This is a genomic window from Shinella sp. JR1-6 (assembly GCF_004284735.1).
In the GTDB taxonomy this organism is placed as follows: Bacteria; Pseudomonadota; Alphaproteobacteria; order Rhizobiales; family Rhizobiaceae; genus Shinella.
The window spans coordinates 15693-38011 of record NZ_SHMI01000008.1 but is presented as its reverse complement, the minus strand read 5'-3'; the positions used below and the strand labels follow the sequence as shown (position 1 = coordinate 38011).

The 22319-nt window shown below is 64.8% G+C and carries 22 protein-coding genes; 13 read left to right on the top strand and 9 right to left on the bottom strand.

The features are described 5' to 3' along the window. Positions 1–46 precede the first annotated feature (46 nt). The gene (locus EXZ48_RS15975) at positions 47–982 is read right to left on the bottom strand and encodes a tyrosine recombinase XerC (protein WP_130516989.1); all 936 of its coding nucleotides are present in this window, start codon (positions 980–982) and stop codon (positions 47–49) included. A 146-nt stretch (positions 983–1128) separates the two neighbouring features. Here EXZ48_RS15975 and EXZ48_RS15970 point away from each other — a divergent pair, with 146 nt between their 5' ends. The 9 genes from EXZ48_RS15970 to EXZ48_RS15930 all read left to right on the top strand — a co-directional run bounded on the left by EXZ48_RS15970 (position 1129) and on the right by EXZ48_RS15930 (position 12108). Continuing rightward, positions 1129–2265, top strand: coding sequence for an AAA family ATPase (locus tag EXZ48_RS15970; RefSeq protein WP_130516988.1), 1137 nt, complete (start codon positions 1129–1131; stop codon positions 2263–2265). A 58-nt stretch (positions 2266–2323) separates the two neighbouring features. Then, a complete protein-coding gene (locus EXZ48_RS15965; protein WP_130516986.1) occupies positions 2324–4528 on the top strand; it encodes a primosomal protein N' in 2205 nt (734 codons plus the stop codon). A gap of 104 nt (positions 4529–4632) precedes the next feature. Further along, a complete protein-coding gene (locus EXZ48_RS15960; RefSeq protein WP_130516984.1) occupies positions 4633–5016 on the top strand; it encodes a DUF4345 domain-containing protein in 384 nt (127 codons plus the stop codon). Positions 5017–5278: 262 nt separating this feature from the next. Next, on the top strand, positions 5279–5845 hold the full coding sequence (locus EXZ48_RS15955) for a F0F1 ATP synthase subunit delta (RefSeq protein WP_024271131.1): 567 nt from the start codon (positions 5279–5281) through the stop codon (positions 5843–5845). Continuing rightward, a complete protein-coding gene (gene atpA, locus EXZ48_RS15950) occupies positions 5845–7374 on the top strand; it encodes a F0F1 ATP synthase subunit alpha (RefSeq protein WP_130516982.1) in 1530 nt (509 codons plus the stop codon). Before EXZ48_RS15955 ends, atpA begins: the two co-directional genes overlap by 1 nt. Before the next feature lie 116 nt (positions 7375–7490). After that, positions 7491–8372, top strand: a complete 882-nt coding sequence (locus tag EXZ48_RS15945) for a F0F1 ATP synthase subunit gamma (RefSeq protein ID WP_023516620.1) — start codon at positions 7491–7493, stop codon at positions 8370–8372. Between the two features lie 26 nt (positions 8373–8398). After that, positions 8399–9928, top strand: coding sequence for a F0F1 ATP synthase subunit beta (atpD, locus tag EXZ48_RS15940; protein ID WP_023516621.1), 1530 nt, complete (start codon positions 8399–8401; stop codon positions 9926–9928). Between the two features lie 122 nt (positions 9929–10050). Continuing rightward, complete coding sequence (locus tag EXZ48_RS15935; protein WP_050745594.1) at positions 10051–10458, top strand: F0F1 ATP synthase subunit epsilon; 408 nt, start codon at positions 10051–10053, stop codon at positions 10456–10458. A gap of 222 nt (positions 10459–10680) precedes the next feature. Then, complete coding sequence (locus EXZ48_RS15930; RefSeq protein WP_130516980.1) at positions 10681–12108, top strand: mannose-1-phosphate guanylyltransferase/mannose-6-phosphate isomerase; 1428 nt, start codon at positions 10681–10683, stop codon at positions 12106–12108. Positions 12109–12114: 6 nt separating this feature from the next. Here the strand turns inward: EXZ48_RS15930 and EXZ48_RS15925 are convergent, their stop codons facing one another. The 4 genes from EXZ48_RS15925 to EXZ48_RS15910 all read right to left on the bottom strand — a co-directional run bounded on the left by EXZ48_RS15925 (position 12115) and on the right by EXZ48_RS15910 (position 15376). After that, the gene (locus EXZ48_RS15925; RefSeq protein ID WP_130516978.1) at positions 12115–12864 is read right to left on the bottom strand and encodes a metallophosphoesterase family protein; all 750 of its coding nucleotides are present in this window, start codon (positions 12862–12864) and stop codon (positions 12115–12117) included. Between the two features lie 57 nt (positions 12865–12921). Beyond that, the gene (locus tag EXZ48_RS15920) at positions 12922–13545 is read right to left on the bottom strand and encodes a thermonuclease family protein (RefSeq protein WP_130516976.1); all 624 of its coding nucleotides are present in this window, start codon (positions 13543–13545) and stop codon (positions 12922–12924) included. Further along, positions 13542–14303, bottom strand: coding sequence for a DUF6030 family protein (locus tag EXZ48_RS15915; protein ID WP_130516974.1), 762 nt, complete (start codon positions 14301–14303; stop codon positions 13542–13544). Before EXZ48_RS15915 ends, EXZ48_RS15920 begins: the two co-directional genes overlap by 4 nt. A 149-nt stretch (positions 14304–14452) precedes the next feature. Then, positions 14453–15376, bottom strand: a complete 924-nt coding sequence (locus EXZ48_RS15910) for a LysR substrate-binding domain-containing protein (protein WP_245462150.1) — start codon at positions 15374–15376, stop codon at positions 14453–14455. Positions 15377–15467: 91 nt separating this feature from the next. Between EXZ48_RS15910 and EXZ48_RS15905 the strand changes: the two genes are divergently transcribed. From EXZ48_RS15905 to ubiG, 4 genes are all read left to right on the top strand, one after another. Further along, positions 15468–16610: an iron-containing alcohol dehydrogenase gene (locus EXZ48_RS15905; protein WP_130516972.1), complete on the top strand. Its 1143-nt coding sequence runs from the start codon at positions 15468–15470 to the stop codon at positions 16608–16610. An 8-nt stretch (positions 16611–16618) separates the two neighbouring features. Beyond that, positions 16619–18118, top strand: a complete 1500-nt coding sequence (locus tag EXZ48_RS15900) for an aldehyde dehydrogenase family protein (RefSeq protein ID WP_130516970.1) — start codon at positions 16619–16621, stop codon at positions 18116–18118. Between the two features lie 72 nt (positions 18119–18190). Then, positions 18191–19315 carry a mandelate racemase/muconate lactonizing enzyme family protein gene (locus EXZ48_RS15895; protein ID WP_130516969.1) on the top strand — a complete coding sequence of 375 codons (1125 nt, stop codon included), beginning with the start codon at positions 18191–18193 and terminating at the stop codon, positions 19313–19315. A 94-nt stretch (positions 19316–19409) separates the two neighbouring features. After that, positions 19410–20159: a bifunctional 2-polyprenyl-6-hydroxyphenol methylase/3-demethylubiquinol 3-O-methyltransferase UbiG gene (ubiG, locus tag EXZ48_RS15890; RefSeq protein WP_023514898.1), complete on the top strand. Its 750-nt coding sequence runs from the start codon at positions 19410–19412 to the stop codon at positions 20157–20159. A 26-nt stretch (positions 20160–20185) separates the two neighbouring features. Here ubiG and EXZ48_RS15885 read toward each other — a convergent pair whose 3' ends face one another. From EXZ48_RS15885 to grxC, 4 genes are read right to left on the bottom strand one after another with little or no spacing between them, the layout of a single operon-like run. Beyond that, positions 20186–20764 carry a DUF3291 domain-containing protein gene (locus EXZ48_RS15885; protein WP_023514897.1) on the bottom strand — a complete coding sequence of 193 codons (579 nt, stop codon included), beginning with the start codon at positions 20762–20764 and terminating at the stop codon, positions 20186–20188. Continuing rightward, positions 20764–21192, bottom strand: a complete 429-nt coding sequence (locus EXZ48_RS15880; protein ID WP_023514896.1) for a DUF1178 family protein — start codon at positions 21190–21192, stop codon at positions 20764–20766. Before EXZ48_RS15880 ends, EXZ48_RS15885 begins: the two co-directional genes overlap by 1 nt. After that, on the bottom strand, positions 21189–22046 hold the full coding sequence (locus EXZ48_RS15875) for a carbon-nitrogen hydrolase family protein (protein WP_130516967.1): 858 nt from the start codon (positions 22044–22046) through the stop codon (positions 21189–21191). Before EXZ48_RS15875 ends, EXZ48_RS15880 begins: the two co-directional genes overlap by 4 nt. Positions 22047–22056: 10 nt before the next feature. Next, positions 22057–22314 (bottom strand): glutaredoxin 3, encoded by a 258-nt coding sequence (grxC, locus tag EXZ48_RS15870; RefSeq protein ID WP_023514894.1) that lies wholly within the window; start codon positions 22312–22314, stop codon positions 22057–22059. Positions 22315–22319 lie beyond the last annotated feature (5 nt).

Sequence of the window (22319 nt, the reverse complement as noted above, 5' to 3'; positions counted from 1 at the left end):
CTCACAATCCCTTAACAGGCCAGTGCCCTTCGACATCGAGGGGGTCTTATGCCCGCGGGTGGGCGCGGTCGTAGATTTCGAGCAGTCGGGCGGAATCGACGCCGGTATAGACCTGCGTGGTGGAAAGGCTGGCATGGCCAAGCAATTCCTGGATGGTGCGCAGATCGCCGCCGCCGGCAAGCAGATGCGTGGCGAAGGAATGGCGCAGCGCGTGCGGCGTCGCGCTGTCCGGCAGGCCGAGCGCGCCGCGCAGCTTCTGCATCTCGCGCTGGAGGATCGCCGGCTGCAGGGGGCCGCCGCGGGCACCGCGGAAGAGCGGACTGCCCTCCGCCAACGAGAAGGGGCAGAGTTTTACATAATCCCTCACGCCGGCAAGGGCCGGTGCGATCAGCGGCACGATGCGGGTCTTGTCGCCCTTGCCGGTGATGCGCAGCGATGTCGGCGTGCCGGCAAAGTCGGCCGGCGTCAGCGACAGCGCCTCGGAGATACGCAGGCCGCAGCCGTAGAGGAGCGTCAGCACGGCGGCATTGCGCAGGCGGATCCATGGCTCCTCCGCCAGCTGCTCGCCGGCATCGACGACGGCGATCGCCTGCCGGTCGGAGAGCGGCTTCGGTAGGGATTTCGGTTGTTTCGGCGAGCGCACGGCCGCGGCGCCGGCGGCGTTGGCAAGCCCCTTGCTCTCCAGATGGCGCAGGAACGAGCGCAGCCCTGCAAGGCCACGGCCGAGCGTACGAGCGCCTGCGCCGTCGCGGCGGCGGGCGGCGAGAAAACCGCGCAGGTCCGCCGGCCGCAGCTCGCCGATGTCCTTCAGTCGCGCGGGGGCGGCAAGGTGCTGTGTCAGGAAGGCGAGGAATTGCCGGGTGTCACGTTCATAGGCATCCAGCGTGTTGCCGGAAAGCCGCCGCTCCTCCGCGAGCGTGGCAAGCCAGCCCTGGCGCTCGGCCATCAATGTCGGGTCGGCGATGATGAGAAGATCGGTCATGGGCGGCCCCTTGGCGTTTGTCGGAGCATCGGCGATTTCCGCTTAAGGTTTTGCTAACGTTCGCGTCGGGGCTGGGCAAAGCGGTCTGCCTTCCTCTAGACACGGTGGCTGGTATAGAGAGGGTCTTCCTTCATTCCGGGGCCATCATGCTTTTGCGTTCCATGTCCGCCGAAAACTATCGTTCGCTGCGCTCGATCCGCATGGATCTCGGCCGCGTGAACCTGTTCGTCGGTGAAAACGGAGCGGGCAAATCGAATCTCTATCGATCGCTCCAGCTGGTGCAGGCCGCGGTGCGCGGAAACTTCGCCCATGAGATCGCCGCGGAAGGCGGCATGGCCTCGGCGCTCTGGACGGGCCGGCGGCGGGCGAACGAGCCGGTGCGTATCCGCCTCGAAACCGAGCTCCTCGACGAAGAACGGGCGATCACCTTCCGCTACCGTGTCGAGGCCGGCTTGCGCCCTCCGAAAGCCGCGGCGGGTTTCGCCTTCGAGCCGCAGGTGAAGGCGGAGGAGCTGACCATCGAGACCGGCCGCCGGCCGGTGACGGTGATGAAGCGCACCGGGCCGGGCATACTGGTGCGCGACGAGACCGGCCGCATGGTCGAGCATCCCGAGCAGGCACTGGCTTCGGAAACGGCCATCGCGCTGCTGGGTGATGCCGGCCATTATCCCGAGATCGGCACCTTCCGCCGTGCCGTCTCGCAATGGCGCTTCTTCCACGGCTTCCGCTCCGATCGGGATTCGGCGCTGCGCCAGCCGTGCCTTGCCGTTACCGCACCATTGCTCGACCAGGACGGGGCGAACATGGCGGCGGTCTTCGCGACGCTCACCTGGACGCGGGAGGATACGCTCGATCTCGACCGAGCGGTGTCGGACGCCTTCGGCGGGGCGCGGCTTTCCGTACCGGAGCCGGAGGAGTTCGCGTCCTACGGTCTGGTGTTCCCGCAGTTTCCGCAGCGTGTCTTCCAGCCACGCGAGCTTTCGGACGGGCAGATCCGTTTCCTGGCGCTCGCCGCTGCCCTTCTTTCCTATCGTACGCCGCCCTTGATCGCGCTCAACGAGCCGGAGGCAAGTCTCCATCCGGACATGCTGCCGCCGCTTGCCGAGATGATCGCCAGGGCGGCGCAATCGAGCCAAATCTGGATCGTCACCCATTCCGAACGATTGGCGCAGGAGGTGGAGACGCGCTGCGGCGTCCGGGCGAAGCGTGTCATCCGCAATGACGGGGCGACCTGGATCGACGGCATGCGGCTGACCGGCGAAATGGCGGAGGACGACGAATGAGCGGGACGGCGATCTTTGCGGTTTTCTTCGCACGGCGGTGGGGGCATCTTCGCGGGCGATGAGCAGCGATTCGATCGACCTTTTCGGGGAGAAACTCTTTCCGCGCACGGTGCCTGTGATGGTGCCGGTGCCGACGCCCGCGCCCTATTCCTATTCCGTGCCCGAGGGTATGGCGGTGGAACCGGGTTCGATCGTGCAGGTGCCGCTGGGGCCCCGGCTGGTGCCCGGTGTCGTCTGGGACGGTAGCGATGATGGAAGGGTCGATCCGAAGAAACTGCGGCCGATCGAAAAGGTGTTCGATTGCCCGCCGCTTTCGAAGGAGATGCGCGATTTCCTCGATTGGGTTTCCGCCTATACGGTGACGCCGCCCGGCCTCGTCGCCCGCATGGCGCTGCGCGCGCCGACCGCCTTCGATCCCGAACCCATGATCGAGGGGCTGCGTTTCACGGGCCATCGGCCGGAGCGGCTGACGAGTGCGCGCGAGCGCGTGCTCGAGTTGATCGAGGACGGCATACCCTGGACGCGCTCCGGCCTTGCGCATGCCTCCGGCACGTCGACGAGCGTCATCGACGGACTGGTGAAGCAGGGCACCTTCGAGACGGTCTTCCTGCCGCCGCCGCCGGTGGTGGCTCTGCCGGACCCGGACTACGTCGCACCGCGGCTGGAAGGGCCGCAGACGGAGAGCGCTGCGGAACTGGTCGAGAGCGTGCAAAAGGGGGAATTCTCCGTCTCGCTGATCGACGGCATCACCGGCTCGGGCAAGACCGAGGTCTATTTCGAGGCGATCGCCGAGACGCTGCGACGGGGCAAGCAGGTGCTTATCCTGCTGCCGGAAATCGCGTTGACGGCAAGTTTTCTCGAGCGGTTTCATGATCGTTTCGGGGCAAAGCCCGCGGAGTGGCATTCCGATCTCGCCCCGCGCACCCGCGAACGCGTCTGGCGGCAGGTGACGACGGGCGATGTGCGGGTCGTGGCCGGTGCGCGGTCGGCACTGTTCCTGCCCTTTGAAAATCTCGGCCTCGTCATCGTCGACGAGGAGCATGACCCGGCCTACAAGCAGGAGGACCGCGTCTTCTATAATGCCCGCGACATGGCGGTGGTCAGGGCGCGCATCGGTGATTTTCCGGTCGTGCTCGTCTCGGCGACGCCTTCGGTCGAAAGTCGCGTCAACAGCGATGTCGGGCGCTACCGCAAACTACATCTGCCGACGCGCTACGGCGATGCGGCGCTGCCGGATCTGCATCTCGTCGACATGCGGCGCCATCCACCGGCACGCGGCGGCTTTCTCTCGCCGGTCATGCTGCGCGGCATCCAGCGCACCATCGAGAAGGAACAGCAGGCGCTGCTCTTTCTCAATCGACGGGGCTATGCGCCGCTGACGCTCTGCCGGGTCTGCGGCCATCGGTTCCAGTGCCCGCAATGTTCGAGCTGGCTGGTCGAGCACCGGTTCCGCGGGCAGATCCAGTGCCACCATTGCGGCCATGCCGAGCGTACGCCGGAGGCCTGCCCGGAATGCGGCACCTTCGACCACCTGGCCGCCTGCGGGCCGGGGGTGGAGCGTATCGCCGAGGAGGTGGAACGGCACTTTCCGGAGGCGCGCACCATCGTGCTTTCTTCCGATCTGATGGGTGTAAAGCGGCTCAGGCTGGAGCTGGAGGCGATCGCGCGCGGTGAGGCGGACATCGTCATCGGCACGCAGCTTGTCGCCAAGGGGCACAATTTCCCGCTGATGTCGCTGGTCGGTGTGGTGGATGCGGATCTGGGACTCTCGAACGGCGATCCACGCGCGGCGGAGCGGACCTTCCAGCTCCTCTCGCAGGTGACGGGGCGTGCGGGCCGCTCGGGCCTGAAGAGCCATGGTCTTATCCAGACCTACCAGCCGGCCCATCCCGTCATGCAGGCCATCGTCTCGGGTGACGCGCAGGCCTTTTACGATCGCGAGATCGGCGAACGGGAAAAGGCGCTGCTGCCGCCGTTTGGCCGGCTCGCCTCGGTCATTGTCTCCGCTGACACGCGCGGCGAGGCGGAGGCCCATGCTCGCGGGCTGCGGCAGGCGGCACCGCAGGTCACCGGCATCTCGATCCTCGGCCCGGCGGAGGCGCCGCTGGCGTTGGTCCGCGGCCGCCATCGTTTCCGTCTGCTGGTGCATGGGCGGCGCAACAGCGACATGCAGACTTTCCTGCGGACCATGCTCGCCAACGGGCCGAAGGAGCGGGCCTCGCTTCAGGTGCAGCTTGATATCGATCCGCAGAGTTTCCTCTAAGGCCGAGGGTTAACAAAGAGTTGTGCGAATGTTTCAGACGCGCTTCTGCCTGTCGGTTGCCTGTGCGATAGAGGGCGACGGGCACTGACGGGAGAAACGCTGCGATGGAATTCTACATCCCCACCGAGACGGGCGAGTTCCTGGCCTTCTGTGCAGCCGCTGTGACCGTGTTCTTCGGCCTTTTCGCTCTGTTCGCGCCGGGCACTGCGTTGAAGCTTGGAGGGCTCCAGATGCGGGACGGAAGCCGCGAGGGATATGCCTTCGCCCGCTCGGCCGGCGGCTTCTACGCGGGGATCGCCATCGTCGCGCTGTTGATGGCGCAGAGCTGGATCTACATGGCGATCGGCGGTGGGTTCGCACTGGCCGCTTTCGGCCGGATTCTCTCGTTGATGTCGGACGGTTCCTTCACAGCCAAGAACCTCCTCGTTCTCGCGGTGCAGGCGGTACTCGCCGCGCTGCCGCTCGGATATGCCTTCGGCTTCTTCTGAGCGCAAAAAGCGGCTTCTTACGCTCAAAGGTGAGAGAACATAGTCCGCGCAGTCAACTTTTGCCCCGACTGTGGCCGACTTATGGCGCATTCCTGCGCCCGGCGTGTTGCGAGTCCCGGTTTCCTATGCTAGACGAACCGCGAAATTCAGAAAAAGCGGGCGCCAAAGCCTGTAGGAACTGAAGATTACCGCAACGATTTCAGGTGGTTAGGACCGTAGCTCAGCTACTGCCCTGCCTCTTGAATGAAAAGAAGAGAAGCTTGTGCCCGTGGCAGACACATCCCAGCTTGTTTCCGGTGTTGCAGAAAGATACGCGTCTTCGCTTTTCGACCTCGCTCAGGAAGCCGGTTCGGCTGACAGTGTCGGTGCCGATCTTGCCCGTTTCCAGGCGATGATCGACGAAAGCGACGACCTGAAGCGGCTGATCGCCAGCCCCGTCTTCTCCGCCGAAGATCAGACCAAGGCCATTGCTGCCGTTGCCGCCAAGGCCGGCATTACGGGCCTCGTGGCAAACTTCCTCAAGGTGGTTGCGTCAAATCGCCGCCTCTTCGCCGTTCCGGGCATGATTAAGGCATACCGCGTCATCGCGGCCCGCGCCCGCGGTGAAATCACGGCCGAGGTCACCTCGGCCCATGCGCTGACCGCAGCGCAGGAAACAGAATTGAAGGCGGCGCTGAAAGGCGTCACCGGCAAAGACGTGGCGATTGCCGTCACCGTCGATCCGTCCATTCTCGGTGGTCTGGTCGTCAAGGTGGGATCCCGCCAGATCGACACGTCCCTTCGCACCAAACTCTCTACTCTTAAGCTTGCACTGAAAGAGGTCGGCTGATGGATATCCGCGCCGCGGAAATTTCCGCAATTCTCAAAGATCAGATCAAAAACTTCGGCAAAGAGGCGGAAGTCTCGGAAGTCGGCCAGGTGCTCTCCGTCGGTGACGGTATCGCCCGCGTTTACGGCCTCGACAATGTCCAGGCCGGCGAAATGGTCGAGTTCCCCGGTGGCATCCGCGGCATGGCGCTGAACCTGGAAAGCGACAACGTCGGTGTCGTTATCTTCGGTTCCGACCGTGACATCAAGGAAGGCGACACCGTCAAGCGGACCGGCGCCATCGTGGACGTGCCGGTTGGTCCGGAGCTGCTCGGCCGCGTCGTCGACGCGCTCGGCAATCCGATCGACGGCAAGGGCCCGATCAATGCCAAGCAGCGCTCGCGCGTCGACGTCAAGGCTCCGGGCATCATCCCGCGCAAGTCGGTGCATGAGCCGATGTCGACCGGCCTCAAGGCTATCGACGCCCTCATCCCGGTCGGCCGCGGCCAGCGCGAGCTGGTCATCGGCGACCGCCAGACCGGCAAGACCGCGATTATCCTGGACGCGATCCTGAACCAGAAGGCGATCCACGACAACGGCCCGGACGGCGAGAAGCTGTACTGCGTCTACGTCGCCATCGGCCAGAAGCGTTCGACCGTTGCCCAGTTCGTGAAGGTTCTCGAAGAGCGCGGCGCTCTCCAGTACTCGATCATCGTTGCTGCTACCGCCTCCGACCCGGCGCCGATGCAGTACCTCGCACCGTTCGCCGGCTGCGCGATGGGCGAATACTTCCGCGACAACGGCAAGCACGCCCTCATCGGCTACGACGACCTTTCCAAGCAGGCCGTTTCCTATCGCCAGATGTCGCTCCTGCTGCGCCGCCCGCCGGGCCGCGAAGCCTATCCGGGCGACGTCTTCTATCTGCACTCGCGTCTCCTCGAGCGCGCTGCAAAGCTCAACGACGAGATGGGCGCTGGCTCGCTGACGGCTCTGCCGGTCATCGAAACTCAGGGTAACGACGTTTCGGCGTTCATCCCGACCAACGTGATCTCGATCACCGACGGCCAGATCTTCCTTGAAACGGACCTGTTCTACCAGGGTATCCGCCCGGCCGTGAACGTCGGCCTGTCGGTTTCCCGCGTCGGCTCGTCCGCTCAGATCAAGGCGATGAAGCAGGTCGCCGGCTCGATCAAGGGTGAGCTCGCCCAGTACCGTGAAATGGCAGCCTTCGCACAGTTCGGCTCGGACCTCGACGCCGCAACGCAGCGCCTGCTCAACCGCGGTGCCCGCCTGACCGAACTCCTGAAGCAGCCGCAGTTCTCGCCGCTGAAGACGGAAGAGCAGGTCGTCGTGATCTTCGCAGGCGTCAATGGCTACCTCGACAAGCTGCCGGTCGCCCAGGTCGGCAAGTTCGAGCAGGGCCTGCTCGGCTACATGCGTTCCGAGGGCAAGGCGATCCTCGACACGATCCGCACCGACAAGGCGATCAGCGACGACACCAAGGGCAAGCTCAAGGCTGCTCTCGATGCCTTCGCCAAGAGCTTCGGCTGAGACCTAACGGTTCGAGCCCTGCGCGCTTCCGGCGCGCAGGCAGCCCGGGAACTTTGATTGACGCATGATCCGCTGAGGGAACCTTCTCCCGGATCGTGTTACAGGACGGAAAACGGATGCCTTCACTTAAGGATCTGAAAAACCGGATCGCCTCCGTCAAGGCGACGCAGAAGATCACCAAGGCGATGAAGATGGTCGCCGCGGCAAAGCTTCGGCGTGCCCAGGAAGCGGCCGAGGCCGCCCGGCCCTATTCGCAGCGCATGAGCGCCGTTCTCGCCAACATCGCCCAGGCTGTCGGCCAGGACGATTCGGCGCCGCGCTTGATGACCGGTACGGGCAAGGACCAGGTTCATCTCCTCGTCGTCTGCACGGCCGAACGTGGCCTTTGCGGCGGCTTCAACTCGCAGATCGCGCGTCTGGCGCGTGACCATACCCGCAAGCTTCTGGCGAGCGGCAAGACGGTCAAGATCATCTGCGTCGGCAAGAAGGGTTTCGATATCCTGCGGCGCGAATTCGCCTCGCTGATCATCGACCGTGTGGACTTGCGTGAAGTCAAGAAGATCGGCTTCGCCAATGCAGACCAGATCGGCCACAAGGTCATCGGCCTGTTCGAGCAGGGCGAATTCGACGTCTGCACGCTCTTCTATTCCGAGTTCAAGTCGGTCATCGCGCAGATCCCAACAGCGCTCCAGCTCGTTCCGGCGTCCGCTCCTGCGGTTGCTGCCGAGACGACGGGCGCGACGGCGATCTACGACTACGAGCCGGATGCTGGCGCGATCCTCGGGGATCTCATCCCGCGCAACATTTCCGTCCAGATCTTCCGGGCCCTGCTCGAGAACGTCGCCGGCGAAATGGGTGCCAAGATGAGCGCCATGGACAACGCGACCCGCAATGCTGGTGAGATGATCAACAAGCTGACGCTCAACTACAACCGTCAGCGTCAGGCTCAGATCACCAAGGAACTCATCGAAATCATCTCGGGCGCTGAAGCGCTCTAAGGACCAGGACAAAGAGGGTAAGATACATGGCTAAGGCAGCTACCCCGAAGGAAACCGCCGCAGTAGAAAAGAAGCCGGCAGCTCGCAAGCCGGCAGCAAAGACGGCTGCTGCAACCAAGGCGGCGGCTCCGGTCGCAGCCGGTGCAACCGGTCGCGTTACCCAGGTTATCGGCGCCGTTGTCGACGTCGCTTTTGACGGCGACCTGCCGCTCATCCTGAACGCGCTGGAAACCGACAACAACGGCAACCGCCTCGTTCTCGAAGTCGCCCAGCACCTCGGCGAGAACACGGTTCGCACGATCGCCATGGACTCGACCGAAGGTCTCGTTCGCGGCCAGCCGGTCACCGATACCGGCGCTCCGATCACAGTTCCGGTCGGCGACGAGACGCTCGGCCGCATCATGAACGTCATCGGCGAGCCCGTCGACGAAGCCGGCCCGCTGGTCACCTCCGGCCGCCGCGCCATTCACCAGGACGCACCGGCCTATGTCGAGCAGTCCACGGAAGCCCAGATTCTCGTCACCGGCATCAAGGTCGTCGATCTGCTCGCGCCTTACGCAAAGGGCGGCAAGATCGGCCTCTTCGGCGGCGCAGGCGTCGGCAAGACCGTTCTCATCATGGAACTGATCAACAACGTCGCCAAGGCGCACGGTGGTTACTCGGTGTTTGCAGGCGTGGGTGAACGCACCCGCGAAGGCAACGACCTCTACCACGAAATGATCGAATCCGGCGTGAACAAGCACGGCGGTGGCGAAGGCTCCAAGGCTGCCCTCGTTTACGGCCAGATGAACGAACCGCCGGGCGCCCGCGCTCGCGTCGCTCTGACGGGCCTGACGATCGCCGAAGACTTCCGCGACAAGGGCCAGGACGTTCTGTTCTTCGTTGACAACATCTTCCGCTTCACCCAGGCAGGCTCCGAAGTGTCGGCTCTGCTCGGCCGTATCCCGTCGGCCGTGGGCTACCAGCCGACGCTCGCCACGGACATGGGCCAGATGCAGGAACGCATCACCACCACGACCAAGGGCTCGATCACCTCGGTTCAGGCCATCTACGTTCCCGCCGACGACTTGACCGACCCGGCGCCGGCAACCTCGTTCGCCCACCTGGACGCCACGACGGTTCTGTCCCGTTCGATCGCCGAAAAGGGCATCTACCCGGCCGTCGACCCGCTCGACTCGACCTCGCGCATGCTTGACCCGATCGTTGTCGGCGAAGAGCACTACGAAGTCGCCCGTAAGGTCCAGACGACCCTGCAGCGCTACAAGGCCCTCCAGGACATCATCGCCATCCTGGGCATGGACGAACTGTCGGAAGACGACAAGCTGGCCGTTGCCCGCGCCCGCAAGATCGAGCGCTTCCTGTCCCAGCCGTTCTTCGTCGCCGAAGTCTTCACCGGTTCGCCGGGCAAGCTCGTCGCTCTCGAAGACACGATCAAGGGTTTCAAGGGCCTCGTTAACGGCGAGTACGATCACCTGCCGGAAGCCGCCTTCTACATGGTCGGTTCCATGGAAGAGGCGATCGAGAAGGCCAAGAAGCTGGCTGCTGAAGCCGCTTGATGAACTTAGGGCGCCCGTCAAGGGCGCCCTCTCATATTCCCGCAATTCCGGATGGAAAGCCGTCTCGCGCTTTTCCTGGAATTGCTCTGCTGACCGGATTAGTCAAAAAGAAGTGAATGGTCATGGCCGACAGTTTCAACTTTGAACTCGTTTCTCCCGAGCGCCTGCTGGTTTCCGGCAGTGTGAGCGAAGTCGTCATCCCGGCGACCGAGGGCGAGATGACCGTCATGGCCAACCACGCGCCGACCATGACGACGATCAAGCCGGGTATCGTCACCGTGAAGTTCGCGGACGGCAAGAAGGACCGCTACGTGGTCTTCGGCGGTTTCGCCGACATCATCCCGACCGGGTGCACGCTGCTGGCCGAATCGGCCGTGCATGTCGACGACTTCAAGAGCGACGACATCGTTCGCCGCATCGAAGCTGCGCGTGCCGAGCTTGATCACGCCAAGTCCGACGACCAGAAGTTCGGTATCGAGACCTATCTCGCCGAACTCACCACCCTGCAGGGCATCGTCGTACCGGTCTGATTGCGGTTCGCAGTCCGGCCTATCAAACCCGCCGTTTTGGCGGGTTTTTTGTTGCCCGCGATTTACTGCTTCCGAAGAAGGTCCTCTTTACCTTATCCGCAACATTGCGTACCCGACCGGAACGTCAGGTTGTGGTAGTTTGCTGTTTCTTTACGACGCCGGGCGAGAGTGGCGCGCAAAGCGTGCGCCATGACGGCGGACCAACGCATCAGGACGAGCAGGATGAGCAGCAAGATCGTACCCGTCATCATGGCTGGCGGTAAGGGCACCCGCCTCTGGCCTCTGTCGCGCGCTTCCGCGCCGAAGCAGTTCCTCGAATTCCTGGGGGAAACCACGCTCTTCCAGAAGACGCTGGCGCGTGTCGCCGATGCAGGGCTCTATGCGGCGCCGATCGTCGTCACCAACAGCGATTTCCGCTTTCTCGTTGCCGAACAGGCCCGGGCCGCCGGTGTCGCGCTGACCTCGATCCTGCTTGAGCCCGTTGCCCGCAACACGGCGCCGGCGCTTGCGGCGGCCGCGACCTTCATCGCGCGCCGCCACGGCGATGACGCGATCATGCAGGTGCTTGCCTCCGACCACGAGATCGATGCCAGCGCCATCTATTTCGATTGCATCGCCAAGGCGGCCGCGGCCGCCCAGGCTGGTCGTCTCGTGACCTTTGGTATCACGCCAAGCGAGCCGGCGACCGGCTACGGCTATATCGAGATCGGCGAGGACCTTGGCAACGGCGCCAATGCTGTGCGCCGGTTCGTCGAGAAGCCCAATCATGAGAAGGCGACAGCCATGTTGGCCGCCGGCGGCTATCTCTGGAATTCAGGCATGTTCATGCTGCCGGTCGGGCTTTTCCTGCGCGAACTTCGTCAATATGCGCCCGAAGTGCTGGACGCTGCGGGTGAGGCCGTCGCCAGGGCACAGCACGACCTCGATTTTGAACGGCTCGACGAGGCGGCGTTTTCACGGGCCCCCGATATTTCCGTCGATTATGCGATCTTCGAGAAAACGCCGATCGCCGCGGTCGTGCCTTCGCCGATCACCTGGTCCGACCTCGGCAGTTGGGATTCGGTGTGGAAGACCGGCCGACAGGACGAGGCCGGCAACGTTGCCGATGGCAGCACGACGGTGCTCGATACCCGGAATTCGCTGGTCATCTCGCGGGATATCCATGTTGCCGTGCAGGGCCTCGACAATGTCGCGGTCATTGCCAGCGAGGACGCCGTCTATGTCGGCCGCATGGAGGACAGCCAGAATGTCGGCAAGCTGGTGAAACATCTGGCCAGTTTGCCGAAGACGGCCAAGCTGACCGAGACGCACCCGACATCCTACCGGCCCTGGGGCGGCTACACGTCGGTGCTGAACGGCGAGCGTTTCCAGGTCAAGCGCCTGTTCGTGACGCCGGGCAAGCGGCTGTCGCTGCAAAAGCACCATCATCGCTCCGAACACTGGATCGTGGTGCGGGGCACGGCCGAGGTGACGATCGGCGACAGGACGATCCCTTTGCGCGAGAACGAGTCCGTCTACATTCCGCAGGGCGAAGTGCATCGTCTCGCCAATCCGGGAAAAATCCTGCTCGAACTGATCGAAGTGCAGACCGGTTCCTATCTCGGCGAGGATGATATCATCCGCATCGAGGACGAATTCGGGCGGGGGTGATGATCCCTAAACCAGGTCCGCGCCCGCAAGGGTCACCCTGAGGGCGGTCAAGCGGCCGGTGGCGTAGCAGGTCGTATCGATGCAGATGCGGCCCTTGCCGAAGACCGGCTCGCGCCCCGCGGTATGGCCATGGATGACCGTCAGAGGCAGGCCGGGACCTTCGCTGAGGAAGGGTTCGCGGATCCAGATCAGATCGTGGTCTTCCTGGTGGGCGAGTGGGATGCCCGGCATGATCCCCGCATGCACGAAGAGCCGGTCGCCGCTGGCCAATGCGATCGGCAGGTTCTGCAGGAAATCGACATGGTGCTGCGGAACCGCCCGGCGCAGATCTTCGCCGAGTGTGTACATCGCCGCGTCGCGGTCCGGATAATCCGCAAGATCCAGCCCGTAGGAGCGCAGTGTGGCGTCGCCGCCGTAGTCCAGCCAGCGCAGGTGCTGGTGCGGATTGAAGATGAACTTCAGGAATGTGTCGTCATGGTTGCCGCACAACGCGATGCGCCCGATGCCGTCGCCATGATCGGGCGTTGCCAGATGCTCGATCACCGCCGCGGAAGCCGGGCCGCGGTCGACATAGTCGCCGAGATAGAGGATGAGCGGCTGTTCGGACATCCGGCCCGCGGCGTCGCTGCGAATCCGCTCTTCCAGCGCCAGCAGGGCGTCGAGGCAGCCATGCACGTCACCGATGGCGTAGATCAGCGGCCGTTCGGCGGAAAGGGTGAGGCGCTGACGAAGGATGGGCTGGGCAGGAAGGGTCATAGGCCCGTCATAGCGGGGATGGGTCGGGGAGGGAACCGACAAAGTGGCGCATCAACGTCAGCGCCGCCCGGCCGATGGGCATCGTCCGCGCGCGCGGCATTCCGCGTCCATCCAGATGCCGGCCTTCCGCTGCATGGCGTCTTCCTGGACGCGAACAAGCCGCGGCGTGGCGGCCGAAGCCGCACCGCTTGCGACAAGCGTTTCGGCGAGATCCCTGCCGCCGGCCGAGCAGGTGACGAACGATACGCCGGCAAACCGGATATCTTCCTTGCAGCTCAGGCCCTTGCCGGCAACCAGCCGCTTGAGGGCGATGCGCGCCTTCTGGCCGCAGACGGCGACCGAGCCGTCCGTGTCGCGGCAGAAGCGTTTCGGATCGACGGGCACGGCGTCCGTCAGCACATAGAGCCGCCCGCGGTCCGCAAAGGAGGCGCTGTCGAAGGCTGTGGCGCGGGTGGTTGGATGAAGGCGCAGCGGCACCAGGACCGGCTCGACGGCCAGCCGTTCATAGACCTGTGTCTTCCGGTCGATGCGCACGGGCTTGTCGGTCCAGATCGGGTCGTCCGAAACCGGGCCGGGTTCGAGGCCGGTGGCATGGGCGGCGGCGACTGCAAGGAGGAGTGCAAAGATCGCGGTCCACCGTCCCGTACCCTTTCTGACCTTTATCGACCTCCTGCGCGTCATAATTTGTCGGGCAGCGGCAGCCAGCGGCCGCGGTCGAAATAATCCGGCAGGTAGGATCCGCGGTTTCGCGTGCGGTCCGGCGTGATGATGAAATTGTAACGTGGCGTCTCGCTGAATTCCTTCTTGAGCTGGATGCGGTTGCCGAAGCGGATGATGTCGAACTCCTTGAGGGCCCGGATATCGGCGACGATGTCGGGCGCGTCTTCCCAGCGCAACTCGTCGAGGAAGACCTCGATCGCCGCGATGACGGCGTCGGTCACGCGGTTCTGTGTCGCGGTGTTCTCGATGTTGAGCTTGATGCGGAAGGAGGAGACGCGGGTTTCCGCATTACCCTTGATCGACAGGAAGGCGGAGGAGGACGGATTCGTGCCGTCGCTTGCATCCACAAATTCGCGATAGGACTGGCATTCCCAGCTCTGCTGGTCGAACAGCCCGGCCTTCCAGCCGGCCGTCTCGAAGCCGCTGCGGCGCAATGCCTCGCAAAGCATTTCCGGTGCCTTGCGGATGGAGCGGACAAACTGGGTCTGCATCGGCGTGACGGGCGTCAGGAGTCGTTCGGAAATGAGGCCCTTGGGGCGCGGCACGCGGTTGCCCTTCAGCTCATAGGGGCGCAGCGCGCGTGTCTGCGGCGTTGCCGTGACGGGAGCGTAGCCGAAGCGGTCGAGCAGCCGGTTGAGATTGCGGTAGTCGTTGGCCAGGAGAACGGTCGCGCCGATCGCTCCGAGCAGCACGATGGCCAAAAGCCCGAAGACAACCAAGCCGGATCTGCCTTGCTTCCGCTCCGTCATGCTGAACCGCGCCGTTGCCCGTGTCGATGCGGTGATGCCGGACCCCTTCACGCCGGGCCGGATCCATCGATCTCCCGCTCCTGATAGGCTACTCCCCGGATGCCTGCAAGCGCACGGTCCTATGGTGCGGTGCGGCTGGCAAGCAGGCTTTCGTGCAGCCGGACCGCCTCTGGGGGCGAGGTGCGGAATTTCGGCAGGCCGAGATGATAACCGTAGCCTGTGACGAGGCGCGCGTCCCCAAGCTGCACCAGCGTACCCTCGGCAAGCGGGGCGGCGAGGAGGTCGAGGCTGCCGAGCGCCACGCCGTCGCCGCTGAGGGCTGCATCGATGGCGAGCGCATAGGTGGAAAAGGTGAGGTGCGGCCGCGGCGCCGCCTTGCGAAGCGCCTGTGGCGCGACCCGCTCCAGCCAGGGCCGGAAGGAGATCCAGTTGGCGTTGAAGCGCTCGTAGTCGATGAGATCGAGGGCGGCGAGATCAGTTGGCGCGATTGCGGTGGCATCAAGGCCTTTGCGGGCGATGTAGTCTGGCGCGGCGACAGGGGCGAGCGTTTCGGAGAGCAGTGGCGTCAGCGTCCAGCGGGGGTGCTCACCCGCGCTGTAGAGGATAACGAGATCGTTGTTTTCCGAGGCGAGGTCTGTCGGGCTGTCCGAGGTGACGAGGCGGAGCGCGACGTCGGGATTGTCGCGAGCGAAATCGCGCAGACGCCTGCCGAGCCAGAGGTGGGAGACAGATCCGCTGGCGGCGAGCGAGATACTCTGTGCCGCGCCGATGCGGAACGGCTCCAGGCTTTCCTCCAGATAGTCGAGCGAAGCGCGCACGCGCTGGAACAGCTTTTCGCCGCGCGGCGTCAGTGCCAGGTTTTTGCCGCTGCGGGTGAAGAGCTGCGTGCCGAGATGATCCTCCAGTCCCTTGATGCGTCGGCTGACGGCTGCCTGGGTGATGTTCAGTTCCCGCCCGGCGCGTGAAAAATTCATGTGCCGGCAGGCGGCATCGAGGACACGGAAGGCCTCAAGGGGAATATGGGCGAGCAGGGCGTCTTTCATGATCTCATGTTATCAAAAAGGCCAAATAATCCCAGTATTTGAAAATCTGAAATTGTGATGCACGGTTCGGCAAATCCATTCGGGAGGTTCCGTGCGGTTCACAACGTCTTTCGTGCCCGAGATCCGTTTCGGCGAAGGGGTTCATGAAACCATCGCCGCATCCGCGCGTGCACTTGGTGTCCGCGCCGTGCTTGTCGTCATGGACGGGTTTCTTGCTGCCGGCGGGCTCGGTGAGCGGTTGGCCGCCCAGTTTAATGCCGAAGAGGTAACGGTGGAGTTCTTCTGCGGATTTTCCGGCGAGCCGAAGCTGGCTGCCGTCGAGGCCGCCACGGCCGCAGCTCGCGGCAAGGACCTTGTCGTCGGTCTCGGCGGCGGCTCGGCGCTGGATATCGCCAAGATTGCCGCCTGCGTGGCGGCGGATGCGCATGGCCCGATGCACTATGCGCTTGCCGCCCATCCGCTGCCTGGCCGGCCGCTGCGCAAGATCCTGGTGCCGACGACGGCGGGCACCGGCTCTGAAACCTCGGCGACGACCATCTTCACCGGGCCGGAAGGCAAGAAACTGTGGATCTGGGGGCCGGAAACCAAGGCGGACCTCGTGCTTCTCGATCCGGCGTTGACCGTAACGCTTCCGCCAAACCTTACCGCCTGGTGCGGTCTCGATGCCTTCGTGCACGCCTTCGAGGCAACGACCAACCGCAACGCCCATGCCGGCGCCGCGCTCTATGCCCACGCCGCTCTCGGTCTCCTCGTGGAGGCGCTGGAAACGGCGGTGAAGAACCCGGCGGACAGGGAGGCACGGGGCAAGGTGCTGCTCGGTGCCTGTTATGCCGGTATCGCGATCGACAATAGCGGTACGGCGATCGCCCATACAATCAGTCACGCGCTCGCGGGGCTTGCGCCGGTGCATCATGGGCTCGCCACGGCGCTCGGCTTCGAGGCGACGCTCGCCTGGCTCGTCGAGGCCGACACGGCCGATCTCGCCGCGGCGGCACGGGCTTGTGGCTTGCAGGACGCGGCGATGCTACCCGGGTTCGTTGCCGGCCTGATGGATCGCTGCGGCATCGTCCGCGCCTTGCCGGCCGCCTTTGCGGCCTTCACCGCCGACGACCTTGCCCGTGAAATGCGCGCGCCGGAGAACCAGCCGATGCGTCGCGCGACGATCCGGCCGGTTTCCGATGCCGATATCGATGCCTTCGCCACCATCATGATGGCCCTGCCCCGGGCGCTCTGAGGACGACCATGACCAATCAGCACAGCCGCGCCTATTGGGAAGAACGCCTTGCGGGCCTCTTGCTTGCCCGCGGGCATTTTATCGATGGCAGGGGGCAGCCTGCTGTTTCCGGCCGGACCTTTACCCGAACGCGGCCCATGGACGGTCAGCCCGGCGCTGTGCTGGCGCGCGGCGATGCGGCCGATGTCGACCGTGCTGTTGCCGCTGCCCGCACGGCCTTTGCCAGCGGCGTATGGCGTGGCAAGGAGCCGCTCGAGAAGAAGCGGATCATGCTGCGCTGGGCGGAGCTGATCCGGGTCCACGGCGAAGAGCTGGCGCTTCTCGAAACGCTCGATGTCGGAAAGCCGGTGCAGGCCTCGCTCGGCGTCGATGTGCGCCTCTGCGCCGAGGGCATCCAGTACTACGGCGAGATGATCGACAAGATGTACGATGAGATCGCGCCGACCGGGCCGAAGGCGCGGGCTCTCGTCCGCAAGGTGCCGCTCGGTGTCGTCGCGGCGATTACGCCATGGAACTATCCGATGATCATCGACGCGTGGAAGCTGGGGCCGGCGATCGCCGCCGGCAACTCCGTGGTGCTGAAGCCGGCGGAGCAATCCTCGCTCTCGGCGCTGCGGCTCGCCGAACTTGCCATCGAGGCGGGCTTGCCTGCGGGCGTCTTCAACGTCGTCACGGGCTTCGGCGAGGAGGTCGGCAAGCCGCTTGCGCTGCACATGGACGTGGACATGGTCGCCTTCACCGGCTCGACCGAGGTGGGCAAGCTGGTCATGGGCTATGCTGCCCAGTCGAACCTCAAGCGCGTGGCGCTGGAGCTCGGCGGCAAGTCGCCGCTCGTCGTCTTCGCCGATGCGGACCTCGACGCGGCGGCGAGTGCGGCCGCCTGGGGGTGCTTCTACAATTCCGGCGAAACCTGTCATGCCGCGACGCGCCTTCTCGTGCAGCGCCCGGTGCAGGACGCACTGATCGAAAAGATCGAGGCCGTGGTGAGGCGCGAGATCGTGCTGGCGCATCCCTTCGAGCCGTCTGCGCAGATCGGAGCCTTGATCGAGGCGGAGCACATGGACAAGGTCCTCGGCCTCGTCGCGGCAGGCGAGAAGGACGGTGGACGCCGCGTCTTCGGTGCGGAGCGGGTGCTGTCCGAGACGGGTGGATACTATGTCTCGCCCGGTGTCATCACGGATGTGACGAACGACATGCGTATCGCCCGGCAGGAGATTTTCGGGCCTGTGCTTGCGGCCATCGCCTTCGACACGGAGGAGGAAGCGCTCGCCATCGCCAACGACACGATCTACGGGCTTGCCGGCGCCGTCTTCACACGCGACATGGACCGGGCGCACCGCTTTTCCGAGGGCATCCATGCCGGAACGGTCTGGATCAACACCTATGACATGTCGAATTTCGCGACGCCCTTCGGCGGCTTCAAACAATCGGGCTTCGGCCGGGACCGCTCGGTGCATGCGATCGATAAATATTGTGACTACAAGACGATCTGGCAGCAGTTCGGCTGAGGCTCTTGGTTTGGCAAACGCTCTGGAAGAAGGCTGTGCGCCGTTCCAGGAATTGCTCTCGGGGAGGGGCACATGAGCAAGATCGTTTCCATTGGCATCAGCCATCACCGGCTGCCGCTCGATCCGCCGTTCAAGGCAAGCTGGGACGGGCGCCCGCGCCGGTATTTCGATGTGACGATCGTGCGTGTGCGCGATGAAGACGGCCGCGAAGGGGTCGGCTCGGGTGATCTGATGAAGGGGTTCGAGGGGCATGAGGACCTGTTCATCGGCGAGGATCCGCGCCATCTCGAACGGCACTATGAAGTGCTCTCGCACATCAATTTCCACTATGGCCGCTGCTGGCCGCTCGATCTGGCGCTCTGGGACCTTGCGGGCAAGGTGACGGGCGAGCCGGTCTGGCGCATGCTGGGCGGCCGCGCCGACCGGGTACGGCTCTATGCCTCTTCCGGCGTGCTGCGTGCGCCTTCCGCCATGGCCGACCAGGCCGAGCGCTACCTCGCGGAGGGCTTTCCGGCGATGAAGGTGCGCTTCTCTTCCTCCGCCGGTGGTCGCGATGGCTGGCGGGCGGACGTGAAGGCACTGGAGGCGATCCGTACGCGGGTCGGCGACCGGCTGGAGCTGATGGTCGACTGCAACCAGGGTTGGCGCATGCCCTGGGACACGACGCTCCCCTGGAGCTTCAAGGACGCGCTCGTTGTTGCGCGGGAGCTGGAACGGCTCGGTGTCTACTGGATGGAGGAGCCGCTGCACCGCTCCGACCGCAAGGGCATGAAGGCCTTGAAGGAGGCGACGAGCGTGCGCATCGCGGGCGGGGAAATGACGCGTGAGCTCTATGAGTTCCGCGACATTATCGAGGAGCGGGCCTTCGATGTGATCCAGCCGGACGTGGCGCTGGTCGGCGGCATCACGGGATGCAGGCGGCTTGCCTTCCAGGCGCGCGAGGCGGGTGTCGCCTTCACCCCGCATTCCTGGACGAACGGCATCGGCGTGCTTGCCAATGCGCATCTGACGGCGGGCGCAGGCGATGCTCCCTTTCTCGAATATCCCTATGACGGGCCGGAATGGAGCGAGGCACGCCGCGATTATCCGCTGCGGGCGCCGCTGCGGCACGAGGGGGGATGGCTGGTGCTTGGCGATGCGCCCGGCCTCGGTGTCATCCTCGACGAGGATAGGCTCCGCGCGACGCGGCTCGGCTGAGCCGCTTCACTTCGTCTCCCTCGGCATTCAACCCTTGACATCCGTGCCGGGGAGGCCGACTTCACGGGGGACACGGACGCGAAGGAGACGAGCCATGAGCGAGGCAGCCCGCACGACGATCGACCAGGCGGAAGTCGACCGCTTTTCGGCGATGGCGGCCGAGTGGTGGGATCCGGCCGGGAAGTTCCGGCCCCTGCACAAGTTCAATCCGGTCCGCCTCACCTATGTCCGCGATCTCGTTTCCGCACAGTTCGGCCGCGACCCCACGGCGCATCGCCCGCTCGAGGGCCTGCGTATCCTCGATATCGGCTGCGGCGGCGGCCTGCTCTCCGAGCCGATGGCGCGCATGGGAGCGGATGTGCTCGGTGCGGATGCCTCGGAAAAGAACATTGGCATCGCCAAGGCCCATGCGGCTGGCAGTGGCGTTCCGGTCGACTACCGCGCCGTGACCGCCGAGGCACTGGCGGAAGCCGGCGAGACTTTCGACGTCGTGCTCAACATGGAAGTGGTGGAACACGTTTCCGACGTCGATTTCTTCCTTACCACCTGCGCCTCCATGGTGCGCCCCGGGGGCATGATGTTCGTCGCCACGATCAACCGCACGCTGAAAGCGGCGGCGCTGGCGATCTTCGCCGCGGAGAACGTGCTGCGCTGGCTGCCGCGCGGCACCCATCAATACGAAAAGCTGGTGCGTCCGGAGGAAATCGAAAAGCCGCTGACGGCCTCGGGGCTGACGGTGACGGATCGCACCGGCGTGTTCTTCAATCCGCTGTCCAACCAGTGGAACCTGTCGAAGGACATGGATGTGAACTACATGCTGGTGGCACGCCGCGCCTCTGCCTGAAGCCGGCGCGGAGCAAAGTCTTCGGTTCAGGCCTTCAACGTTTTCGCGACGGCCAGCAGGTCCTCCTGCCCGGCCGCATTGCGTGCGGCAATCGCCTTCACGCCTTCCCGGTCGATGCCAATGGCCTTGCCGTCGGGGCAGAAGGGTGTCTTGAAAGTAAAGGCGCGGGGCGTGGGGCCGTGATCGGCAAGATGCTCCAGCCGTTCGGCGCCATCGGCCCAGACCGGCCGGTCGCCTTCCGCCACCCACCAGAGCACGAGGGCGGGCCAGGCCTGCCGCTGGTTCCAGTTGCGGGCGTGTTTCAGGGCATCGGCATGCACGCCATTGTAGCTGAAGGCCATCAGCGCCTCGAGGCTGACCCACAGTGAAAGTGAGGAAGGGGCATCCAAAAAGCCGCTGCCGGCGATAAACCGCGGATAGACCTTTTCGCCCCAGCTTTCCGGCCCCGGCTCGCCGTCATAGCCGGAACGGCCGGCAAATCCTTCCGCCCGGTTCGCGGCCTCGAAATTCAGCGGCTCGCGCAGACGGAAGCCTTCGACGCGCGGGCTTTCGTAGTCGTCGACATGCAGGCCGAAATTGTAGATTGCGAGATGATGGCCGCGCATCAGTTGGTTTCGTCGGGCAGGACGGGAAGGGGCGCGACCTCGACGCCTTCCTCCAGCAACTCGCGCACCTCTTCCGCGGAGGCCCGACCGATCAGGCCGCGCTGCTCGGCCTCGCCGTAGTGAATCTTGCGGGCTTCCTCGGGAAAGCGCTCACCGACATCCTCCGAATTGGCGCGGATGGTCGAGACGATTTCGCGAAGCTTGTTCATCATCTCCTTCTGGCCGGCCTGCACCACGAGCTCCTGGCGGCGCTCTTTCTTGCGGGCGGTCGAGACGGAGGGCGCCATCAGGCGCTTGGCGACATGGCTGGAGCCGCAGGTGGGACAGGAGACGAGCGCCTTCTTCTGCTGGCGGTCGAAATCGTCCGCCGAGCCGAACCATCCTTCGAAGGTGTGCCCGTTGTCACAGGAAAGCTCGTAGCGGATCAAGCGGCAACGCCTCCCTTCGCGGGGGCCTTCGCCGCTTCAAGCGTGAAGGTGCGCCCGTTGCGCAGGTTGGGGATCTTGTCATGCGCGGCCTTGACGGCGGCGCTGTCGATCTCGGCATGCACGATGGCCTCGCCGGTGCCGCCGGCGCAGGCCAGGACGCGCCCCCAGGGATCGATGATCATCGAATGGCCGAAGGTCTCGCGACCATCCTCGTGCATGCCGGCCTGTGCGGCGGCGATGATGTAGACGCCGTTTTCGATGGCGCGGGCGCGCAGCAGCGTTTCCCAATGGGCTTCGCCGGTCTGGCGCGTGAAGGCGGCGGGAACCGAGATGATCTCCGCACCGGCCTGGGCCTGCAGCTTGAAGAGCTCAGGGAAACGCACGTCGTAGCAGATGGCGAAGCCGAGCTTTGCGAAGGGAAGCTCGGCCATGCGCGCGACGGAACCCGGGGAATAGACCGCGCTTTCGCGCCAGCTCTCGCCGTTGTCGAGATCGACATCGAACATGTGGATCTTGTCGTAGCTGCAGACCTGCCCGCCATCAGGGCCGAACAGGAAGCCGCGATTGGCGACCTTGCCGTCGGCGAGCGCGATGGCGGTGGAGCCGACATGCAGGTGAATGCCGAGTTCAGCGGCAAGCTCGGCTGCAGCGGCGACCACGAGATCATCGGCCTCCGTGCGCAGAATGGCGCGCAGTCCCGCGCGGTCGCGCTGGAGTGCACCGGTCATTTCCGGCGTCTGGACGTAGACGGCGCCCTTGGCGGCCGCCTCGCGCACGAGGCGCCGCATTGCCTCCACGTTGCGGACGGGATCCGTCCCGGAACACATCTGGAGGGCGGCGATCGTGACGGTCATGGGATGCTCCTCAGGCGGCGAGCAGGGCGTCGAGTTCGCCGGCGCGCTCCAGGGCATGCAGGTCGTCACAGCCGCCGACATGGCGTTCGTCGATGAAGATCTGCGGGAAGGTGCTGCGGCCGTTGGCGCGCTTGATCATCTCCTGGCGGATCTCCGGCGCATAGGTCGCGTCGTGCTCCTCGTAGGTCACGCCCTTGGTTTCGAAAAGTTTCTTGGCGGCGCTGCAATAGCCGCAGAACTGACGCGTATAGATGACGACCGAAGCCATATTCT

Excerpts from the sequence above, each read along its gene's own strand:
- EXZ48_RS15970 (WP_130516988.1), top strand. The coding sequence starts at position 1,129 with ATGCTTTTGCGTTCCATGTCCGCCGAAAACTATCGTTCGCTGCGCTCG.
- EXZ48_RS15900 (WP_130516970.1), top strand. The coding sequence starts at position 16,619 with ATGACCAATCAGCACAGCCGCGCCTATTGGGAAGAACGCCTTGCGGGC.
- EXZ48_RS15935 (WP_050745594.1), top strand. The coding sequence starts at position 10,051 with ATGGCCGACAGTTTCAACTTTGAACTCGTTTCTCCCGAGCGCCTGCTG.
- EXZ48_RS15960 (WP_130516984.1), top strand. The coding sequence starts at position 4,633 with ATGGAATTCTACATCCCCACCGAGACGGGCGAGTTCCTGGCCTTCTGT.
- EXZ48_RS15885 (WP_023514897.1), bottom strand. The coding sequence starts at position 20,764 with ATGCGCGGCCATCATCTCGCAATCTACAATTTCGGCCTGCATGTCGAC.
- atpA (WP_130516982.1), top strand. The coding sequence starts at position 5,845 with ATGGATATCCGCGCCGCGGAAATTTCCGCAATTCTCAAAGATCAGATC.
- EXZ48_RS15875 (WP_130516967.1), bottom strand. The coding sequence starts at position 22,046 with ATGACCGTCACGATCGCCGCCCTCCAGATGTGTTCCGGGACGGATCCC.
- ubiG (WP_023514898.1), top strand. The coding sequence starts at position 19,410 with ATGAGCGAGGCAGCCCGCACGACGATCGACCAGGCGGAAGTCGACCGC.
- EXZ48_RS15965 (WP_130516986.1), top strand. The coding sequence starts at position 2,324 with ATGAGCAGCGATTCGATCGACCTTTTCGGGGAGAAACTCTTTCCGCGC.
- EXZ48_RS15945 (WP_023516620.1), top strand. The coding sequence starts at position 7,491 with ATGCCTTCACTTAAGGATCTGAAAAACCGGATCGCCTCCGTCAAGGCG.
- EXZ48_RS15975 (WP_130516989.1), bottom strand. The coding sequence starts at position 982 with ATGACCGATCTTCTCATCATCGCCGACCCGACATTGATGGCCGAGCGC.
- EXZ48_RS15910 (WP_245462150.1), bottom strand. The coding sequence starts at position 15,376 with ATGAAAGACGCCCTGCTCGCCCATATTCCCCTTGAGGCCTTCCGTGTC.
- EXZ48_RS15920 (WP_130516976.1), bottom strand. The coding sequence starts at position 13,545 with ATGACGCGCAGGAGGTCGATAAAGGTCAGAAAGGGTACGGGACGGTGG.
- EXZ48_RS15925 (WP_130516978.1), bottom strand. The coding sequence starts at position 12,864 with ATGACCCTTCCTGCCCAGCCCATCCTTCGTCAGCGCCTCACCCTTTCC.
- grxC (WP_023514894.1), bottom strand. The coding sequence starts at position 22,314 with ATGGCTTCGGTCGTCATCTATACGCGTCAGTTCTGCGGCTATTGCAGC.
- EXZ48_RS15895 (WP_130516969.1), top strand. The coding sequence starts at position 18,191 with ATGAGCAAGATCGTTTCCATTGGCATCAGCCATCACCGGCTGCCGCTC.
- EXZ48_RS15930 (WP_130516980.1), top strand. The coding sequence starts at position 10,681 with ATGAGCAGCAAGATCGTACCCGTCATCATGGCTGGCGGTAAGGGCACC.
- atpD (WP_023516621.1), top strand. The coding sequence starts at position 8,399 with ATGGCTAAGGCAGCTACCCCGAAGGAAACCGCCGCAGTAGAAAAGAAG.